The following is a 15,054-nucleotide window of genomic DNA, read 5'->3' as shown; positions in this document are numbered from 1 at the left end:
GAGGGAATGATACGAGCTCTGGTTCTGGCAGCTTTGACCTTTTTCTGGGCGCAGGCTGCCATGGCCAGCTGTCGCCCCGATCATGTCTTTCTGCGCAATGCGGTGGCGCAGGTGCGGTTCGATGTCGAACTGGCCGTCACGCCGCAGGACCGCGCGCGTGGGTTGATGTTCCGAGAGTCGCTGCCGCGTCAGTCCGGGATGCTGTTCGTTTTCGACCCCCCGCAGCCGGTGGCGTTCTGGATGAAGAACACCCTGATCCCGCTCGACATGATCTTTGTCGACCGCAAGGGCGTCGTCACCCGTGTGCATCGCGGTGCCATACCGGGTGATCTGACCCCGATCGACGGGGGTGATGCGGTCTTTGCGGTTCTTGAAATCAATGCTGGGCTGGCGGCTCGATACGCGATTGGCCCGGGCACGCAACTGCGTCACGAAATTTTTGCGGACGGCCCTGCGATCTGGCCCTGTTAGGGGTTTTCAAATCAATAAGTCGCGGTTAGGAAGACGCACGGTCCGGGGCGTGGCGCAGTCTGGTAGCGCACCTGTTTTGGGTACAGGGGGTCGTGAGTTCGAATCTCGCCGCCCCGACCACTTTTCACTCACAGCGGCATTCCACCGAAATACCGGTACAGAGTCGTGAGTTCCTGATCCAGGGTCGCGCTTTCTATGGGGACCTTGACCGGTGCGCCGTCTTTCTTAGGGACAAGGAAGAACAATTCGGCATCTACGCGATAGCCTGCCGGGTTGCGTTGGGTGGACATCCGCCGGATTCCCCTGGGCAAGTCCTTGGTCGACCCGTCATAATTCAGAATCAAAAAGGCGGTGGTGTCGGGTGGTAGCGCCGAAAGGCATTCGAACTGTGTCGACTTTGTTTTGCGGAATTGCTCGCCGGGGCCGTCACAGCTGATCTCGAATGTTTCGAGCAATTGCCCAGGATAGTCGCTGAACTGGGCGCTGCGCGAGGTCGGTTCCGGGGGCGACGACGCACACCCCCACAGAAAGGGCGGTGCGAGGGCGAAAGCGATGAGTGCTTTTTTCACAACGATTCCTGTCAACTCATGGGCGCGAGATTCGTGAACCCGATCGGGCCCGGATCCGTGATTCCCGATTCAGTATGGGGCAGAAGCGCTTGCTTGACCATTATGCTGCAACCGGTCTGAAAAAAGGCGGAAAAACCGAATGGGCATCGGGCCAGATAAAAATCGATCGCCCTGTGGATGAATCGGTTTCGGTGCGCGGGCGCCTTCTGGACACGGTGGGGTCAACTGAAAAGTTCTGCGTTTCGAGCAAAAAATGCCGTTGACCAACGATGGGTAGATACGCCAGATTGTATGGGCCGGAGCAATAGCCACTAAATCTGGTATAAAAAGCCAGTCAGAGGGCAACGGGCGAGGGTCGGAAGCAAACTCAAACTGACGTGTACCGCTCAGTCGGGTTCACGCCGCTTTGGCGGCGCCGGGCCAGTACGTCCAGAGGTTTCTTGCAGGCACGGCGGGCGGCACCCCGCCGAATGTGAATTGGGTGCCGAGGACATGAATAGCACTGTTTGATGATCTGGGGCTGCGGACATGAAGATTGAAAGAAAGTTTACGAAACCTGGGCAGGACGCTTATGCCGATCTGGACTTCGTGTCCGTCACCTCGGAAATCCGCAACCCCGACGGCACCATCGTGTTCCGGCTGGAAGGCATCGAGGTGCCCTCGACCTGGAGTCAGGTTGCCAGCGACGTGATCGCACAGAAATATTTCCGCAAGGCTGGCGTTCCCAACAAGCTCAAGAAGGTCCGCGAAAAAGACGTGCCCGAATTCCTCTGGCGCTCGGTTCCGGCAGAGGACGCCGAGTTTGGTGGTGAAACTTCTTCCAAGCAGGTGTTCGACCGTCTGGCGGGCGCCTGGGCCTATTGGGGCTGGAAGGGCGGCTATTTCTCGACCGAGGAGGACGCGCGCGCATACTTCGACGAGATGCGCTATATGCTGGCGACCCAGCGCGCCGCACCAAACAGCCCGCAATGGTTCAACACCGGTCTGCACTGGGCCTACGGGATCGATGGCCCGGCGCAGGGTCACTACTATGTCGACTACAAAACCGGCAAGCTGACCAAGTCGAAATCGGCCTATGAACACCCGCAGCCGCATGCGTGCTTCATCCAGTCCGTCGACGACGACCTGGTGAACGAAGGCGGGATCATGGATCTTTGGGTGCGCGAGGCGCGCCTGTTCAAATACGGCTCGGGTACCGGGACCAACTTCAGCCATCTGCGCGCAGAAGGCGAAGCGCTGTCGGGTGGCGGCAAGTCCTCGGGCCTGATGGGCTTTCTCAAGATCGGCGACCGCGCCGCTGGCGCGATCAAATCAGGCGGGACAACCCGTCGAGCAGCAAAGATGGTGATCGTCGATGCAGATCACCCTGACATCGAGCAATTCATCGAATGGAAGGTGATCGAAGAGCAGAAGGTGGCCTCGATCGTTGCCGGATCGAAAATGCACGAAAAGATGCTGAACGGCATTTTCGAGGCCATCCGCACGTGGGACGGCGCACAGGATGATGCCTATGATCCCAAGAAGAACGACGCGCTGAAAACAGCGATCCGCGAGGCGAAAAAGGTCGCGATCCCCGAGACTTACATCAAGCGCGTGCTGGATTACGCCAAGCAGGGCCACGACAGCATCGAGTTTCCGACCTACGACACCGACTGGGATTCGGAAGCCTACAATTCGGTCTCGGGTCAGAACTCCAACAACTCGATCCGCGTGACCAACGCCTTCCTCAAGGCGGTTGAAAAGGATGCCGACTGGGAACTGATCAACCGCACCGACGGCAAGGTGGCCAAGGTGGTCAAGGCGCGCGACCTGTGGGAAAAGGTCGGCCATGCGGCCTGGGCCTGCGCCGATCCGGGCATTCAATTCCACGACACGGTCAACGAATGGCACACCTGCCCCGAAGACGGCGAGATCCGCGGCTCGAACCCGTGCTCAGAGTACATGTTCCTGGATGACACGGCCTGCAACCTGGCGTCGATGAACCTGCTGACCTTCCTGAAGGATGGCGAGTTTCAGGCGGCCGACTATATGCACGCGGCCCGTCTCTGGACGCTGACGCTCGAGATCTCGGTGACGATGGCGCAGTTCCCGTCGAAAGAGATCGCGCAGTTGTCTTATGACTTCCGTACGCTGGGTCTGGGCTATGCCAACATCGGCGGCCTGCTGATGAATATGGGCTATGGCTACGACTCGGACGAGGGTCGCGCGATCTGTGGCGCACTGACTGCGATCATGACCGGTGTGGCCTATGCCACCTCGGCCGAGATCGCCGGCGAGCTGGGGCCGTTCGCCGGCTATAAGCGCAACGCCGAGCATATGCTGCGGGTCATCCGCAACCACCGCCGCGCTGCGCAGGGCGTGACCGAGGGGTACGAGAAACTCTCGGTCAAGCCGGTGCCGCTGGATCACGCCAATTGTCCGGACAAGCGCCTGATCGATCTGGCCATGAGCGCCTGGGACGAGGCGCTGAGCCTGGGTGAGAAGAACGGCTACCGCAACGCGCAGGCCACCGTGATCGCACCGACCGGCACGATCGGTCTGGTGATGGACTGCGACACCACCGGGATCGAGCCCGACTTTGCGCTGGTCAAGTTCAAGAAGCTGGCCGGAGGCGGCTACTTCAAGATCATCAACCGCTCGGTCCCCGCGGCGCTCGAGAAGCTGGGCTATTCCTCGGCCCAGATCGAAGAGATTGTGTCCTACGCGGTGGGTCACGGCACCTTGGGCAACGCGCCGGGGATCAACCACACCTCGCTGACCGGTCACGGGTTCGGCCCGAACGAGCTGGCCAAGATCGACGCCGCGCTGGAAAGCGCGTTCGACATCCGGTTCGTCTTCAACCAGTGGACGCTGGGCGAAGATTTCTGCACCGGTGTTCTGGGCATCCCGGCCAGCAAGCTGAACGATCCGACCTTTGACATGCTGCGCCATCTGGGCTTCAGCAAGGCGGATATCGACGCGGCCAACGACCATGTCTGCGGCACCATGACCCTGGAAGGGGCCCCGCATCTGAAGCCTGAGCATTACGCGATCTTCGACTGCGCCAACCCGTGCGGCAAGAAGGGCAAGCGGTTCCTGGGTGTCGACAGCCACATCAAGATGATGGCGGCGGCGCAAAGCTTTATTTCGGGCGCGATCAGCAAGACGATCAACATGCCCAATGATGCCACCATCGAGGATTGCCAGAAGGCCTACGAGCTGTCCTGGAGCCTGGGCGTCAAGGCAAACGCGCTGTATCGCGACGGTTCCAAGCTCAGCCAGCCGCTGGCGGCGGCGCTGGTCGAGGATGACGATGAGGCGGCGGAAATTCTCGAAAGCGGATCGGCGCGGGAAAAGGCCGTGACACTGGCCGAAAAGGTCATCGAGAAGGTCGTGGTCAAGGAGGTCATCCGCAGCCACCGCGAAAAGCTGCCGCATCGCCGCAAGGGCTATACCCAGAAGGCGATCGTGGGCGGGCACAAGGTCTACCTGCGTACCGGCGAGTTTGAGGACGGCAAACTGGGCGAGATCTTCATCGACATGCACAAGGAAGGCGCCGGCTTCCGCGCGATGATGAACAACTTTGCCATCGCGGTCTCAGTCGGCCTGCAATACGGCGTGCCGCTGGAAGAGTTCGTCGATGCCTTTACCTTCACCAAGTTCGAACCGGCGGGCATGGTGCAGGGCAACGACTCGATCAAGAACGCCACGTCGATCCTCGACTACATCTTCCGCGAGCTGGCGGTGTCGTATCTGGATCGTACCGACCTGGCGCATGTGAAGCCGCAAGGTGCAACCTTCGACGATCTGGGCCGCGGCGAGGAAGAGGGCGTGTCGAACGTCTCGGAGGTCAGCGACAGCGCGGCGTCTAAATCGCTGGAGGTGCTGAAACAGATCAGCTCGACCGGCTATCTGCGCAAGCGTCTTCCGCAGGATCTGGTGGTGTTCAACGGAGGGCAGGCGGCCGCGACCGGCATGTCCGAGGCGTCCGTCACCTTCGAGACCAAAAGCGAGACCACCGTCGTTGCCGAGACAGCCACCGGGATGGATGCCCGAACCAAGGCCAAGATGCAGGGCTACGAGGGCGATCCCTGCGGGGAATGCGGGAACTACACGCTGGTGCGCAACGGGACCTGCATGAAATGCAACACCTGCGGCGCAACCAGCGGGTGTAGCTGAGCTAAACGCCCCGGCAACCCGGGGCGCAGGGGCCGGACGCTGCCAATACGGTGCCGGTCCCGACGAATACGGAGACAGGTCGCAAGGCTTACCATCTGGCCTTTCTCCGCCCGGCCGACATGCCCGTGTCGGCCACGAACAGGGTGGGGCGGAATATTTGCTCCTTCCCACTCTTTCACGGGGCGGGTGCGCTCGTCCCATGTGCAGTCCAGGCCGCAGGCAAAAAACACCGGGCGGTCAATGAGAATGAGCCTGGACGGCAAAACTGACAGGGGGCTTCGGCCCCCTTTCTTTTTGGGCGACGTTCTGCCGGATCGGGCCGCCCGCATGAGGGGAGTCATGGCGCAACGTCCCGGCGGAATTTTGCACGGCAAAAGATCGCGCGCCAGGTTCGCAAAAGGGGCGGGGATCGGCGCGAATCGGGCTGTGCGATTCGGCGGCGGTGAGATGGGCCGCTCAGGGGTGTTTGGTGCCGGTGTCCGGACAAACTACCACACACCCCTTATTTGGAGATTTGACGATGAAACCTCGCAATCTCGCTCTTCTGGCCACCGTGGCCCTGGGCGTTCCGGCAGTTGTTCTGGCCCAATGCAGCGCCGATGCCAGCGGCGACGGCGTTCTGACCATCGAAGAGGTGCAGGCCGTTCTGCCGGACATGTATGCAGACACGTTCTCGGCGATGGATGCAAATGGTGACGGCGCGCTGGATCAGGCCGAAATCACCGTCGCGCAGGAGGCAGGGTTGCTTCCCCCAAGCAACGGCTGACACCTGTCGGCGGAGCGCGGCCCCGGGGAAACCCGGGCCGCTTTACAATAGGTTATGCGGGTAAGTGAATGTTGAACTTGCTGCGGATCTCGGCGTCCAGCACCGGATCGAACCGGGCTGGTGACGGCTGGCCTAGAATCTCTTCCTTCCGAGCGGTGGCCTTGGCAATCAGGTCGGGCTTGCCCAGCTCGGCCCATTCCTTGGGCGAGGTCCGATCCCCCAGGATGGGATATACATAATCGGCCTGCATCCGGCTGAGCGTGGCATCGGTGCCCAAATAATGGCCCGGCCCGCCCAGACAGACCTCGGCAATCTGGTCGACGGCCAGGGTGTCTTCATTCACCTCGATCCCGCGGACGCAACGCAGGGCCTGCCCGATCAAGTCATCGCCCAGAATCAGGCTCTCGAAGCAGAAGCCCAGCAACGAGGCGTGCATTCCCGCGGCTTCGTAGACCATGTTCAATCCCGAAAGCCCGGCCATGACGTTCGAGCACATCTGCTCCCACCCGGCCTGCATGTCGGGCAGTTTCGCATCCGAAGCACCGGCCGCGGCGCCGCCCGGCAGGTCGTAGAACTTGTGCATCTGGGCGCAGCCCGCGCTCAGCAGCGCCTGCTCGCCCGAGCCGACCGACATCGCGCCCGTGCGCAGGTCCAGCCCAAAGGGCCAGGTGCCAAAAACCGCCGGAGCACCCGGGCTTACGGCATTGACATAAACCAACCCGGCCAGGCATTCGGCGGTGGCCTGGACGATCGCGCCCGCGATGGTCGAAGGCGCCGTCGCGCCTGCCATGCCCGCTGACAGCAGCAGCACCGGCATACCTGCCTTGATGCATTCCTCCATCACCTGGCAGCTTTCGGTGGCGAATTTCATCGGCGGCACGACGAAACAGTTCGAATTCGACACGAAGGGCCGCTCGCGCCATTTGTCCTCGCCGCCGGCGATCATGTGCAGCATCTCCATCGCCGGCGCCACATAGCTTGGGTCGGTGAACGAGGTGCCGATATGTTTGTAGGTGCCGGAACAGCAGGCATAGATCGTGTTCAGGTCCATTTCGCGGTTGTCGGCGATGTCGCGGCAGACCATGGGGCGCTGCACGAAATGAATATTGTCCAACTGCTCGCAGATCCGGGCCGCGTCGTGCAGGTCCTGCACGGTCGAATCGCGATAGTTGCGGCCCTGGGCATCGACCATGCTGACCGCCGCCCCGGCGGTGCCGTAGTGCACGCGGTTGCCCGAAAGTTCGAGATCGGTCTTGCCGTCGCGGCTGTAGAGCGTCACCGAGCGGTTGGCACGGGCGATCGTATCCTCGACCAGCGCGCGGGGAAAGCGGATACGCCCGTCATCGCCCAGCGTACAGCCGGCATTGACAAGGTAATCGATGCCGCTGGGTGGCGCGTCGGCCAAACCGATGGTTTCCAGCGCGTCCAGCGCGGCGGCGTGAATACGCTCCATGTCCTGCTGGCTGAGCGGTTTGTACGTGCCGCCCTCAAGCCCCGGACGAACGGGGCGAAGATGTTCGGGCAGGGCTGCGGCACGGGCGGCGCGACGGGCGGCGCGGCCGCCACTGCGGGACGTTGAGCGGGATTGGTCGTTCATGGTGAGGACTCCAAATTGAAAGTCAGGTCAAAGGGGGGCAGCTTCAACCCGTTACGGCCGTCCTCGTGCCGCACGCCCCCGATCGGCACCAATGGTGCGGCTAATCAGGCAAATCTTCCAGATATCGTTTGGCATGTGGCCCTCAACTCCTGCGACGAATGGTGTCAGGGTCCGAGCAAGTAATCTGTCCCGTTTGCGACCGATGTCGCTTTTGGCCTCAAAAACTCGGAACGTTGATGAACGCGGCAGGAAATCCTCACGCAGATGGCGAAATATGTTATGCTTCCATTACTTATTGTTAAGATTTGCGTGACTTGAATTGATCTGACTGCACCAAAGCACATGTTTAGTAGAGGTGCACATCACCGCATCTGTTTCAATTGCAAAGGGTGCTGAACGAAAACCGGAGGCTTGCATGAAACTGATCCGCGCCTTGCTGTCGGCCCTGCTGATTCCAGCGGCGCAGGTGGCGTTGGCCGAGGATTGGACGGGCGCTTACGCCGGGTTCACCTTCGGTTATAACGACGCGGACGGACCCGGCGGCAGTGGAAGCAATTCGGGCAGCATCGGCGCAAATATCGGATACGATCTGGATCTTGGCAGCTTCGTCGTCGGGGGTGAACTGGAATATGACCGGCTGAATCTGGACCTGGGCGCCTCGGAGGGCAGTTTGGACAGCGTGTCCCGCGTGAAACTGCGCGGCGGATATGAGTTCGGGCCCGCTTTGGGCTACGTCGTGGTAGGTGCCGCGCGGGCGAATACTTCGGGCGACAGCGACACAGCAGCGGTCTACGGAATCGGCGTAGCCTATCCTCTGGGCGAACGGCTGATCATCAGTGGCGAAGCGTTGCGGCAGAATTTTAACGATGTCACACGGTCGCGGGGCGATCTGGATACCAACACCTTTAACCTGCGCACGACGTTCCGGTTCTGAACGAAACCCGTCTCGGTCACTCGGCCGCTGTCTGACCCGCAAGCCGGGCTGCGAATTCGCATAGGGTCTGAAGGGCAGCGGCGAACCGGTCATCATCGATGGTCATGGCCACGCGCACATGCCCTGCGGCGGCTTGGCCGAAGCTTTCTCCGGGCATGACCGCGATGGCGTGGGTGTCCAGCAGTGCATTGGCGAAGTCTTCGCCGCTTTGCCCTGTCGCGCGGATGTCCAGCATCAGGTACATTGCGCCTTGTGCGGGGATCAGGCCCACCGTGTTCTGTCGGGCCAGAACCTGCATCGCCAGGGCGCGGCGGCGGCGGAAAGGGGCCGCAACCTCTTCTTCAAGTTCGTCCCCCGCGGTCAGCGCATAGCTGGCGGCGTCCTGGATGAAACCCGGAACCCCGTATGTGGTGTGCGTGGCAAGGTTGATCAGATGTTCGATGGCCTCTTCGGGGCCAACGATCCAACCGCAGCGCGACCCGGTCATGGCGTGGGACTTCGACATCGAGCCCACGACCAGGGTGCGGTCGGCCATACCGGGCAGGGCGCGGGGCGACAGGTGCGCGCCTTCCCAGACTTGCGTGTCATAAACCTCGTCCGAGATCAGCCAGATGTCGCGCTCGCGGCACAGATCGGCAATCTCGGTCAGGGTCTCGCGGGAATAGACGACCCCGGTCGGGTTGTTCGGCGTGTTGATCAGCAATGATGCGGCACCCTCGGCCTGTTCCGCGATCAGGGTTGCGTCGGGCTGAAAGGCGTCCTCGGCCCGGGTCTGAACCGCGCGCGCGACAGCGCCCGCCCCACGGATCGTGCCGGGATAGGTGGCGTAGAAGGGATCGAGATAGAGGCCCACATCGCCCGGGTCGCACGCTGCCATATGCGCGGCGAACAGCGCGGCCTGTCCGCCCGGGGTGATCAGCACGTTGTGGCGCGTGGTCGGAACGCCCGTGCGGGTCTGCACCCGCGCGGCCACGGTATCGCGCAGCAGATCCGTGCCCGGCACCATTGCGTATCCGGTATGGCCCGCGCGCGCCGACCGGTCCATCTCGGCCAGGATCGAGGGGTGGGTGCGGATGTCATGTTCGCCGATGGTCAGCTCGGTCACGGCCTGGCCTTCGGCGATCATGCGGCGCGCGCGATAGAACACGTCCCACCCGTCCGAACCGCCTCCGGTCAGATGCGTGATGCGGTGCGAAAGTTTCATGGCGCGCCTCCGTTGCGGCAAGTCCGCCGAATGGGTCAGAGCCGGGGTGATTTGTCAATCAGCTTCCCCCGCCGGCAACAGAAGTCTTGGCGCGCGGGACCGGGCGTGCTATGCGGTGGGCCATGATCCGGAAGACCTGCATCATTATCTGCTGCATTCCCTGCTGAACTTTCACGCGGGCCGGTTTCTTTCGTTTTCTTCCCTGAGACAAGTTGCTAAGCCCGCGTCAACGCGCACGCTATTGCTGTATCCAGGAGCCAGACGCATGACGACGATCAAACTGCACAACACGCGGACCCGGACGAAGGAAGAGTTCGTTCCGATCGATCCCGACAACGTGCGGATGTATGTCTGCGGACCCACCGTGTATGACCGGGCGCATCTGGGCAACGCGCGGCCCGTGGTGGTGTTTGACGTGCTGTACCGCCTGCTGCGTCATGTCTACGGGCCCGAGCATGTGACCTATGTGCGCAACTTCACCGACGTCGATGACAAGATCAACGCGACGGCCCTGGCGCGCAAGCAGGCCGGGGCCGAAGGAACGCTTGAGCAGTTGGTGCAGGAGCGGTCGGACGAGACGATCGGCTGGTACCTGCACGACATGGGCGCGCTGGGGGCGCTGGAGCCCGACCAGATGCCGCGGGCCACGCGGTATATCGACCAGATGATCGCGATGATCGAGGACTTGATCGCCAAGGGCCACGCCTATGAGGCCGAGGGGCATGTTCTGTTTGCGGTGGACAGCTGGCGCGACGAGTATGGCAAGCTTTCGGGTCGGTCAGTCGATGACATGATCGCGGGCGCGCGGGTCGAGGTGGCGCCCTATAAAAAGAACCCGATGGATTTCGTGCTGTGGAAGCCCTCGGACGATGAACTGCCCGGTTGGGAGTCGCCCTGGGGCCGGGGGCGTCCGGGCTGGCATATCGAGTGCTCGGCCATGAGCTATGAGTTGCTGGGCGAAAGTTTCGACATCCATGGCGGCGGCAATGACCTGATGTTTCCGCACCACGAAAACGAGATCGCCCAGAGCAAATGCGCCCATCCGCACGGCGAATTCGCGCGCTATTGGCTGCATAACGAGATGCTGCAGGTCGAGGGCAAGAAGATGTCCAAATCGCTGGGCAATTTCTTCACCGTGCATGACCTGCTGGATCAGGGCGTGCCGGGTGAGGTGATCCGGTTCGTCTTCCTGCAGACCCACTATCGCAAGCCGATGGACTGGACAGAAAAGAAGGCTCGCGAGGCCGAGGCCACGTTGCGGAAGTGGCGGGCGCTGACTGCGGGCATCGAACCCGCAGCCAGCGCGGCGCCCGCGGTGATCGAGGCGCTTTCCGATGACCTCAACACGGCGGGTGCCCTTGCCGAGCTGCATCGTCTGGCCTCGGACGGCGATGCCGCCACTTTGCTGGCCAGTGCGCAGGTACTGGGCCTGTTGGAACCCGAGATGGGGGGCTGGGCCGAGACCGACGGCGTGGATCTGTCGGCCCATGCCGACCGGCTGGCCCGTGTTCGGGCCGAGGCGATGCAGACCAAGGATTTCTCGGAAGTGGATCGGTTGAAGGCCGCCTATCTGGCGGCTGGTCTGGAAGTGCGGATGAGTAAGGACGGGGTCGAACTGGTGCCAGGCGCGGGCTTTGATTCCAGCAGGCTGGAGGGCGTGGAATGAGCAAAGAGCGCCTGTACCTCTATGACACCACGTTGCGCGACGGCCAGCAGACGCAGGGCGTTCAGTTCTCGACCGCCGAAAAGGTCCAGATCGCGCAGGCGCTGGATGCTTTGGGGGTGGACTATATCGAAGGCGGCTGGCCCGGTGCGAACCCCACCGACAGCGCATTTTTCGACGCCGCGCCCAAGACGCGCGCCTGCCTGACCGCCTTTGGCATGACCAAACGGGCCGGGCGCTCGGCCGAGAATGACGACGTGTTGGCCGCCGTCATGAACGCCGGCACGCGGGCGGTCTGTCTGGTGGGCAAGTCGCATGACTATCACGTGACCGACGCGCTGGGGATCTCGCTGGAGGAAAATGTCGAGAACGTCCGCGCCTCGGTCGCGCATATCGTGGCGCAGGGGCGCGAGGCGCTGTTCGATGCCGAGCATTTCTTTGACGGCTACAAGGACAACCCCGCCTATGCCATGCAGGTCTGCCAAGCGGCGCTGGAGGCCGGTGCCCGCTGGGTGGTGTTGTGCGACACCAATGGCGGCGCGCTGCCGGCTGAAGTGGGGCGGATCGTGTCCGCCCTGGTCGCCGCGGGCTTCCCCGGCGACCGGCTGGGCATTCACACCCACAACGACACCGAAAATGCCGTGGCCTGTTCCTTGGCCGCTGTGGATGCCGGCGCGCGCCAGATCCAGGGAACGTTGAACGGGCTGGGCGAGCGCTGCGGCAACGCCAACCTGACCGCCCTGATCCCGACGCTGCTGTTGAAGGAGCCCTATGCCTCGGCCTTCGAGATCGGCGTCAGTCGCGACGCGCTGACCGGTCTGACCCGCATCAGCCGCATGCTGGACGACATCCTGAACCGGGTGCCCAGCAAACAGGCGGCCTATGTTGGCGCCTCGGCCTTTGCGCACAAGGCAGGGCTGCATGCCAGCGCGATTCTCAAGGACCCTTCGACCTATGAACATGTCGACCCGGCCACCGTGGGCAATGCGCGGATCATTCCGATGTCGAACCAGGCGGGCCAGTCTAACCTGCGCAAACGCCTGACCGAAGCCGGATTGCAGGTCGAGCCGGGCGACCCGGCGCTGGGGCGCATCCTGGAACGGATCAAGGCACGCGAAGCCGAAGGCTATTCCTATGACACCGCGCAGGCTAGTTTCGAGCTGCTGGCCCGCGATGAACTGGGCCAGCTGCCGCAGTTCTTCGAGGTCAAGCGCTACAAGGTCACGGTCGAGCGGCGCAAGAACAAGTACAACCAGATGGTCAGCCTGTCCGAAGCGGTCGTCGTGGTGAAGGTGGATGGTGAGAAGAAGCTTTCGGTCAGCGAGTCGATGGACGAAAACGGCAGCGACCGTGGCCCGGTGAACGCGCTGGCCAAAGCTTTGGCCAAGGATCTGGGGCAGTACTCGCCCATCCTGGACGATATGCACCTGGTGGACTTCAAGGTGCGCATCACCCAGGGCGGGACCGAAGCCGTGACCCGCGTCATCATCGACAGCGAAGACGGGCAGGGGCGGCGCTGGTCCACGGTTGGGGTCAGCGCGAACATCGTCGACGCCTCGTTCGAGGCGCTGCTGGAGGCGATCCAGTGGAAGCTGGTGCGCGATTGCAGCCCGCAATCGGTGGTGGCCGAGTGAGCGTGCCCTTCGACGACGACGTCAAGGCCTGCGCGGCGCTGGTCCACCGGGCCGACCCTGATCGGTTCATGGCCGCGATGGCGGCGCCGGTCCAGGCGCGGGCCGTTCTGTTTCCGATCTATGCGATGAATATCGAGGTCGCCCGCGCGCCTTGGGTCACCCAAGAGCCGATGATCGCGGAAATGCGCCTGCAATGGTGGCGCGACGCGCTGCAGGAGATCGCCGAAGGGCCCTCTGTGCGGCGGCACGAGGTGGTCACGCCCCTGTCGCGTGTCCTGTCCCCGCATCTGGCGGCGATGCTGGATGAATTTGTGGCCGTAAGGCGTTGGGATATCTACCGCGATCCGTTCGAGGATGAGGAACACTTCGAGGCCTACCTGACGCACAGCGCCGCGTCGCTGATGGTCGCTTCGGCGCAAGCCCTGGGTGCCGCTGACGAAACGGTTCTGCGCGATTTTGGCTATGCGGTCGGTGTGGCGAACTGGTTCCGCGCCATCCCCGAGCTTGAAGCCCGCGGGCGCATTCCCCTGTTGGACGGAACGCCGGACGGGGTGCGTCAATTGGCCGAGCGGGCGCTGGACCGGATGGCCGCGGCCCGAGCACGGCGCGCCGATGTTTCCGCTCAGGCGCGCCCGGCGCTTTTTGCCGGGTGGCAGGCCGAATGGGTGTTGCGCCGCGTGGTCGCTGACCCGACAGCGGTCAGCACGGGCGCTTTGAAACAAAGCGAGTTCCGTCGGCGGGCATCCCTGATCTGGACCGCGACCACAGGTCGGTGGTGATCAGGCCGTATCCGTGGCATCGGGTTTGAGCACCAGCCACAGCAGCGCGCCGCCCGCCAAGGTCAGCAATGGTACCATCGCCAGGTTGACGGCCGTCCATCCCTCGACCGGGGAGCCGCCCGAACAGTTCATCAATCCGCCCGAGGCCAGCGACGCAATCGTCACGCCTCCAAACACCAGCAGGTCATTCAGTCCCTGCACTCGGCCGCGTTCATGCACATCGTGCTGGGCCGCCAACATGCTGGTGGCGCCGATGAAACCGAAGTTCCAGCCAATGCCAAGCAGCACGAGGGCCAGAAAGAAGTTCCCGATCTCAACGCCTTGTAGGGCCACAACGCCCGCGCCGCCCAAAATCGCCAAACCGATCGCGACCATTTTCTCGGCCCCGAACCGGGCGATCAGGTGGCCGGTGAAGAAACTGGGAACATACATCGCCAGAACGTGGCTGGTGACCACATCCGCCGCATCACCTTCGGAGAAGCCACAGCCGACGACGGCCAGCGGCGTTGAGGTCATCACAAGGTTCATCAGCGCGTACGAGACCATGGCACAGATGATGGCCACGGCAATACGTGGGGTTTTCAGCAACTCCAGCCGCGACCGGCCTTTGGGCGCATACTGTGACGGACGGTCGGGGGTCGGAATGTCCAGAAACAGGAATAGGACCGACCCTATGACGTTCACTGCGATCACTGCGAAATAGGTGCCCAGGAACGGAATGACATAGGCCTGCGAGGTCAGCTTGACGATCTGCGGCCCGATGATGGCGGCAGCCAGACCGCCGGCCATGACATAAGAGATCGCCTTGGGCCGGAATGCGTCTGAAGCAGTATCAGCGGCGGCAAAGCGATAGAAGCCATGTGCGCTCATGTAGATGCCGGTCAGCAGGCTGCCGACAAGAAAGACAGGGAACGACCCCAGGTACAGGCCATAGGCTCCTACGCCGCCGCCCACCGCTCCGGCGGTGGCACCGACCAGAAATCCGGCGCGGCGGCCCCAGCGCTGCATGATGGCCGAGACCGGCGTTGCCGCCAGCATCGAGCCCAAAACGATCAGCGAAATCGGCAGCGTGGCCAGGCAGGCGTTGCTGGCCAGCGACTGGCCCGCCAATCCGCCAACGATGAAGATCATCGGCATCTGTGCGCCCAGAATCGCCTGCGCCGCCACCAGAACGGCAACGTTGCGCTTGGCGCGGGTATCGTCGGGGGCTGTGCTGGTCATCGACATGCGCAAATGGGTATCGGCGAACCGGCGGACATACAAGCGGGTTGCATATGCG

At 62.7% G+C, this 15,054-nt stretch carries 12 protein-coding genes and 1 tRNA gene; 9 read left to right on the top strand and 4 right to left on the bottom strand.

The features are described 5' to 3' along the window. Positions 1-6: 6 nt before the first annotated feature. Both AC2FME_RS00435 and AC2FME_RS00430 read left to right on the top strand, forming a co-directional pair. Complete coding sequence (locus AC2FME_RS00435; protein ID WP_496799308.1) at positions 7-471, top strand: DUF192 domain-containing protein; 465 nt, start codon at positions 7-9, stop codon at positions 469-471. A 43-nt stretch (positions 472-514) separates the two neighbouring features. Continuing rightward, a tRNA-Pro gene (locus AC2FME_RS00430) sits at positions 515-591 on the top strand. 8 nt (positions 592-599) lie between these two features. Here AC2FME_RS00430 and AC2FME_RS00425 read toward each other — a convergent pair. Then, entirely contained in the window at positions 600-1,055 is a 456-nt protein-coding gene (locus AC2FME_RS00425) for a hypothetical protein (RefSeq protein ID WP_496799307.1), read from the bottom strand. Positions 1,056-1,114: 59 nt separating this feature from the next. Here AC2FME_RS00425 and AC2FME_RS00420 point away from each other — a divergent pair, with 59 nt between their 5' ends. The 3 genes from AC2FME_RS00420 to AC2FME_RS00410 all read left to right on the top strand — a co-directional run bounded on the left by AC2FME_RS00420 (position 1,115) and on the right by AC2FME_RS00410 (position 5,964). Continuing rightward, positions 1,115-1,303, top strand: a complete 189-nt coding sequence (locus AC2FME_RS00420; protein WP_496799306.1) for a hypothetical protein — start codon at positions 1,115-1,117, stop codon at positions 1,301-1,303. A 265-nt stretch (positions 1,304-1,568) separates the two neighbouring features. After that, entirely contained in the window at positions 1,569-5,198 is a 3,630-nt protein-coding gene (locus tag AC2FME_RS00415; protein ID WP_496799305.1) for a vitamin B12-dependent ribonucleotide reductase, read from the top strand. 520 nt (positions 5,199-5,718) lie between these two features. Beyond that, positions 5,719-5,964 (top strand): EF-hand domain-containing protein, encoded by a 246-nt coding sequence (locus AC2FME_RS00410; RefSeq protein WP_496799304.1) that lies wholly within the window; start codon positions 5,719-5,721, stop codon positions 5,962-5,964. A 52-nt stretch (positions 5,965-6,016) separates the two neighbouring features. Here the strand turns inward: AC2FME_RS00410 and AC2FME_RS00405 are convergent, their stop codons facing one another. Beyond that, entirely contained in the window at positions 6,017-7,561 is a 1,545-nt protein-coding gene (locus tag AC2FME_RS00405) for a trimethylamine methyltransferase family protein (RefSeq protein WP_496678220.1), read from the bottom strand. Between the two features lie 415 nt (positions 7,562-7,976). Here AC2FME_RS00405 and AC2FME_RS00400 point away from each other — a divergent pair, with 415 nt between their 5' ends. Then, positions 7,977-8,495 (top strand): outer membrane protein, encoded by a 519-nt coding sequence (locus AC2FME_RS00400; protein WP_496799303.1) that lies wholly within the window; start codon positions 7,977-7,979, stop codon positions 8,493-8,495. A 16-nt stretch (positions 8,496-8,511) separates the two neighbouring features. Here AC2FME_RS00400 and AC2FME_RS00395 read toward each other — a convergent pair whose 3' ends face one another. Then, on the bottom strand, positions 8,512-9,699 hold the full coding sequence (locus AC2FME_RS00395) for a pyridoxal phosphate-dependent aminotransferase (protein WP_496799302.1): 1,188 nt from the start codon (positions 9,697-9,699) through the stop codon (positions 8,512-8,514). Between the two features lie 265 nt (positions 9,700-9,964). Between AC2FME_RS00395 and cysS the strand changes: the two genes are divergently transcribed. Genes cysS through AC2FME_RS00380 form a run of 3 tightly spaced genes read left to right on the top strand, consistent with a single transcriptional unit; the run spans position 9,965 to position 13,775 of the window. Further along, complete coding sequence (cysS, locus tag AC2FME_RS00390) at positions 9,965-11,365, top strand: cysteine--tRNA ligase (RefSeq protein ID WP_496799301.1); 1,401 nt, start codon at positions 9,965-9,967, stop codon at positions 11,363-11,365. After that, positions 11,362-12,996, top strand: coding sequence for a citramalate synthase (gene cimA, locus AC2FME_RS00385; protein ID WP_496794840.1), 1,635 nt, complete (start codon positions 11,362-11,364; stop codon positions 12,994-12,996). The genes cysS and cimA overlap by 4 nt, the downstream gene beginning before the upstream one ends. A 2-nt stretch (positions 12,997-12,998) precedes the next feature. Then, positions 12,999-13,775, top strand: coding sequence for a squalene/phytoene synthase family protein (locus AC2FME_RS00380; RefSeq protein WP_496799545.1), 777 nt, complete (start codon positions 12,999-13,001; stop codon positions 13,773-13,775). On the opposite strand, the gene AC2FME_RS00375 is transcribed toward AC2FME_RS00380, so the two are convergent. Then, positions 13,776-15,002 (bottom strand): MFS transporter, encoded by a 1,227-nt coding sequence (locus tag AC2FME_RS00375; protein ID WP_496711372.1) that lies wholly within the window; start codon positions 15,000-15,002, stop codon positions 13,776-13,778. Positions 15,003-15,054 lie beyond the last annotated feature (52 nt).

The organism is Ruegeria sp. BHSC026 (genome assembly GCF_059613065.1).
Note: the sequence above shows the minus strand (reverse complement) of the source record. Positions and strands in the feature narration are given on the sequence as shown.

What these genes read in the sequence shown, in the direction of transcription:
- AC2FME_RS00405 (WP_496678220.1), bottom strand. Translation starts at nt 7,561, where the DNA reads ATGAACGACCAATCCCGCTCAACGTCCCGCAGTGGCGGCCGCGCCGCC.
- AC2FME_RS00410 (WP_496799304.1), top strand. Translation starts at nt 5,719, where the DNA reads ATGAAACCTCGCAATCTCGCTCTTCTGGCCACCGTGGCCCTGGGCGTT.
- cysS (WP_496799301.1), top strand. Translation starts at nt 9,965, where the DNA reads ATGACGACGATCAAACTGCACAACACGCGGACCCGGACGAAGGAAGAG.
- AC2FME_RS00415 (WP_496799305.1), top strand. Translation starts at nt 1,569, where the DNA reads ATGAAGATTGAAAGAAAGTTTACGAAACCTGGGCAGGACGCTTATGCC.
- AC2FME_RS00435 (WP_496799308.1), top strand. Translation starts at nt 7, where the DNA reads ATGATACGAGCTCTGGTTCTGGCAGCTTTGACCTTTTTCTGGGCGCAG.
- AC2FME_RS00395 (WP_496799302.1), bottom strand. Translation starts at nt 9,699, where the DNA reads ATGAAACTTTCGCACCGCATCACGCATCTGACCGGAGGCGGTTCGGAC.
- cimA (WP_496794840.1), top strand. Translation starts at nt 11,362, where the DNA reads ATGAGCAAAGAGCGCCTGTACCTCTATGACACCACGTTGCGCGACGGC.
- AC2FME_RS00375 (WP_496711372.1), bottom strand. Translation starts at nt 15,002, where the DNA reads ATGTCGATGACCAGCACAGCCCCCGACGATACCCGCGCCAAGCGCAAC.
- AC2FME_RS00420 (WP_496799306.1), top strand. Translation starts at nt 1,115, where the DNA reads ATGGGGCAGAAGCGCTTGCTTGACCATTATGCTGCAACCGGTCTGAAA.
- AC2FME_RS00400 (WP_496799303.1), top strand. Translation starts at nt 7,977, where the DNA reads ATGAAACTGATCCGCGCCTTGCTGTCGGCCCTGCTGATTCCAGCGGCG.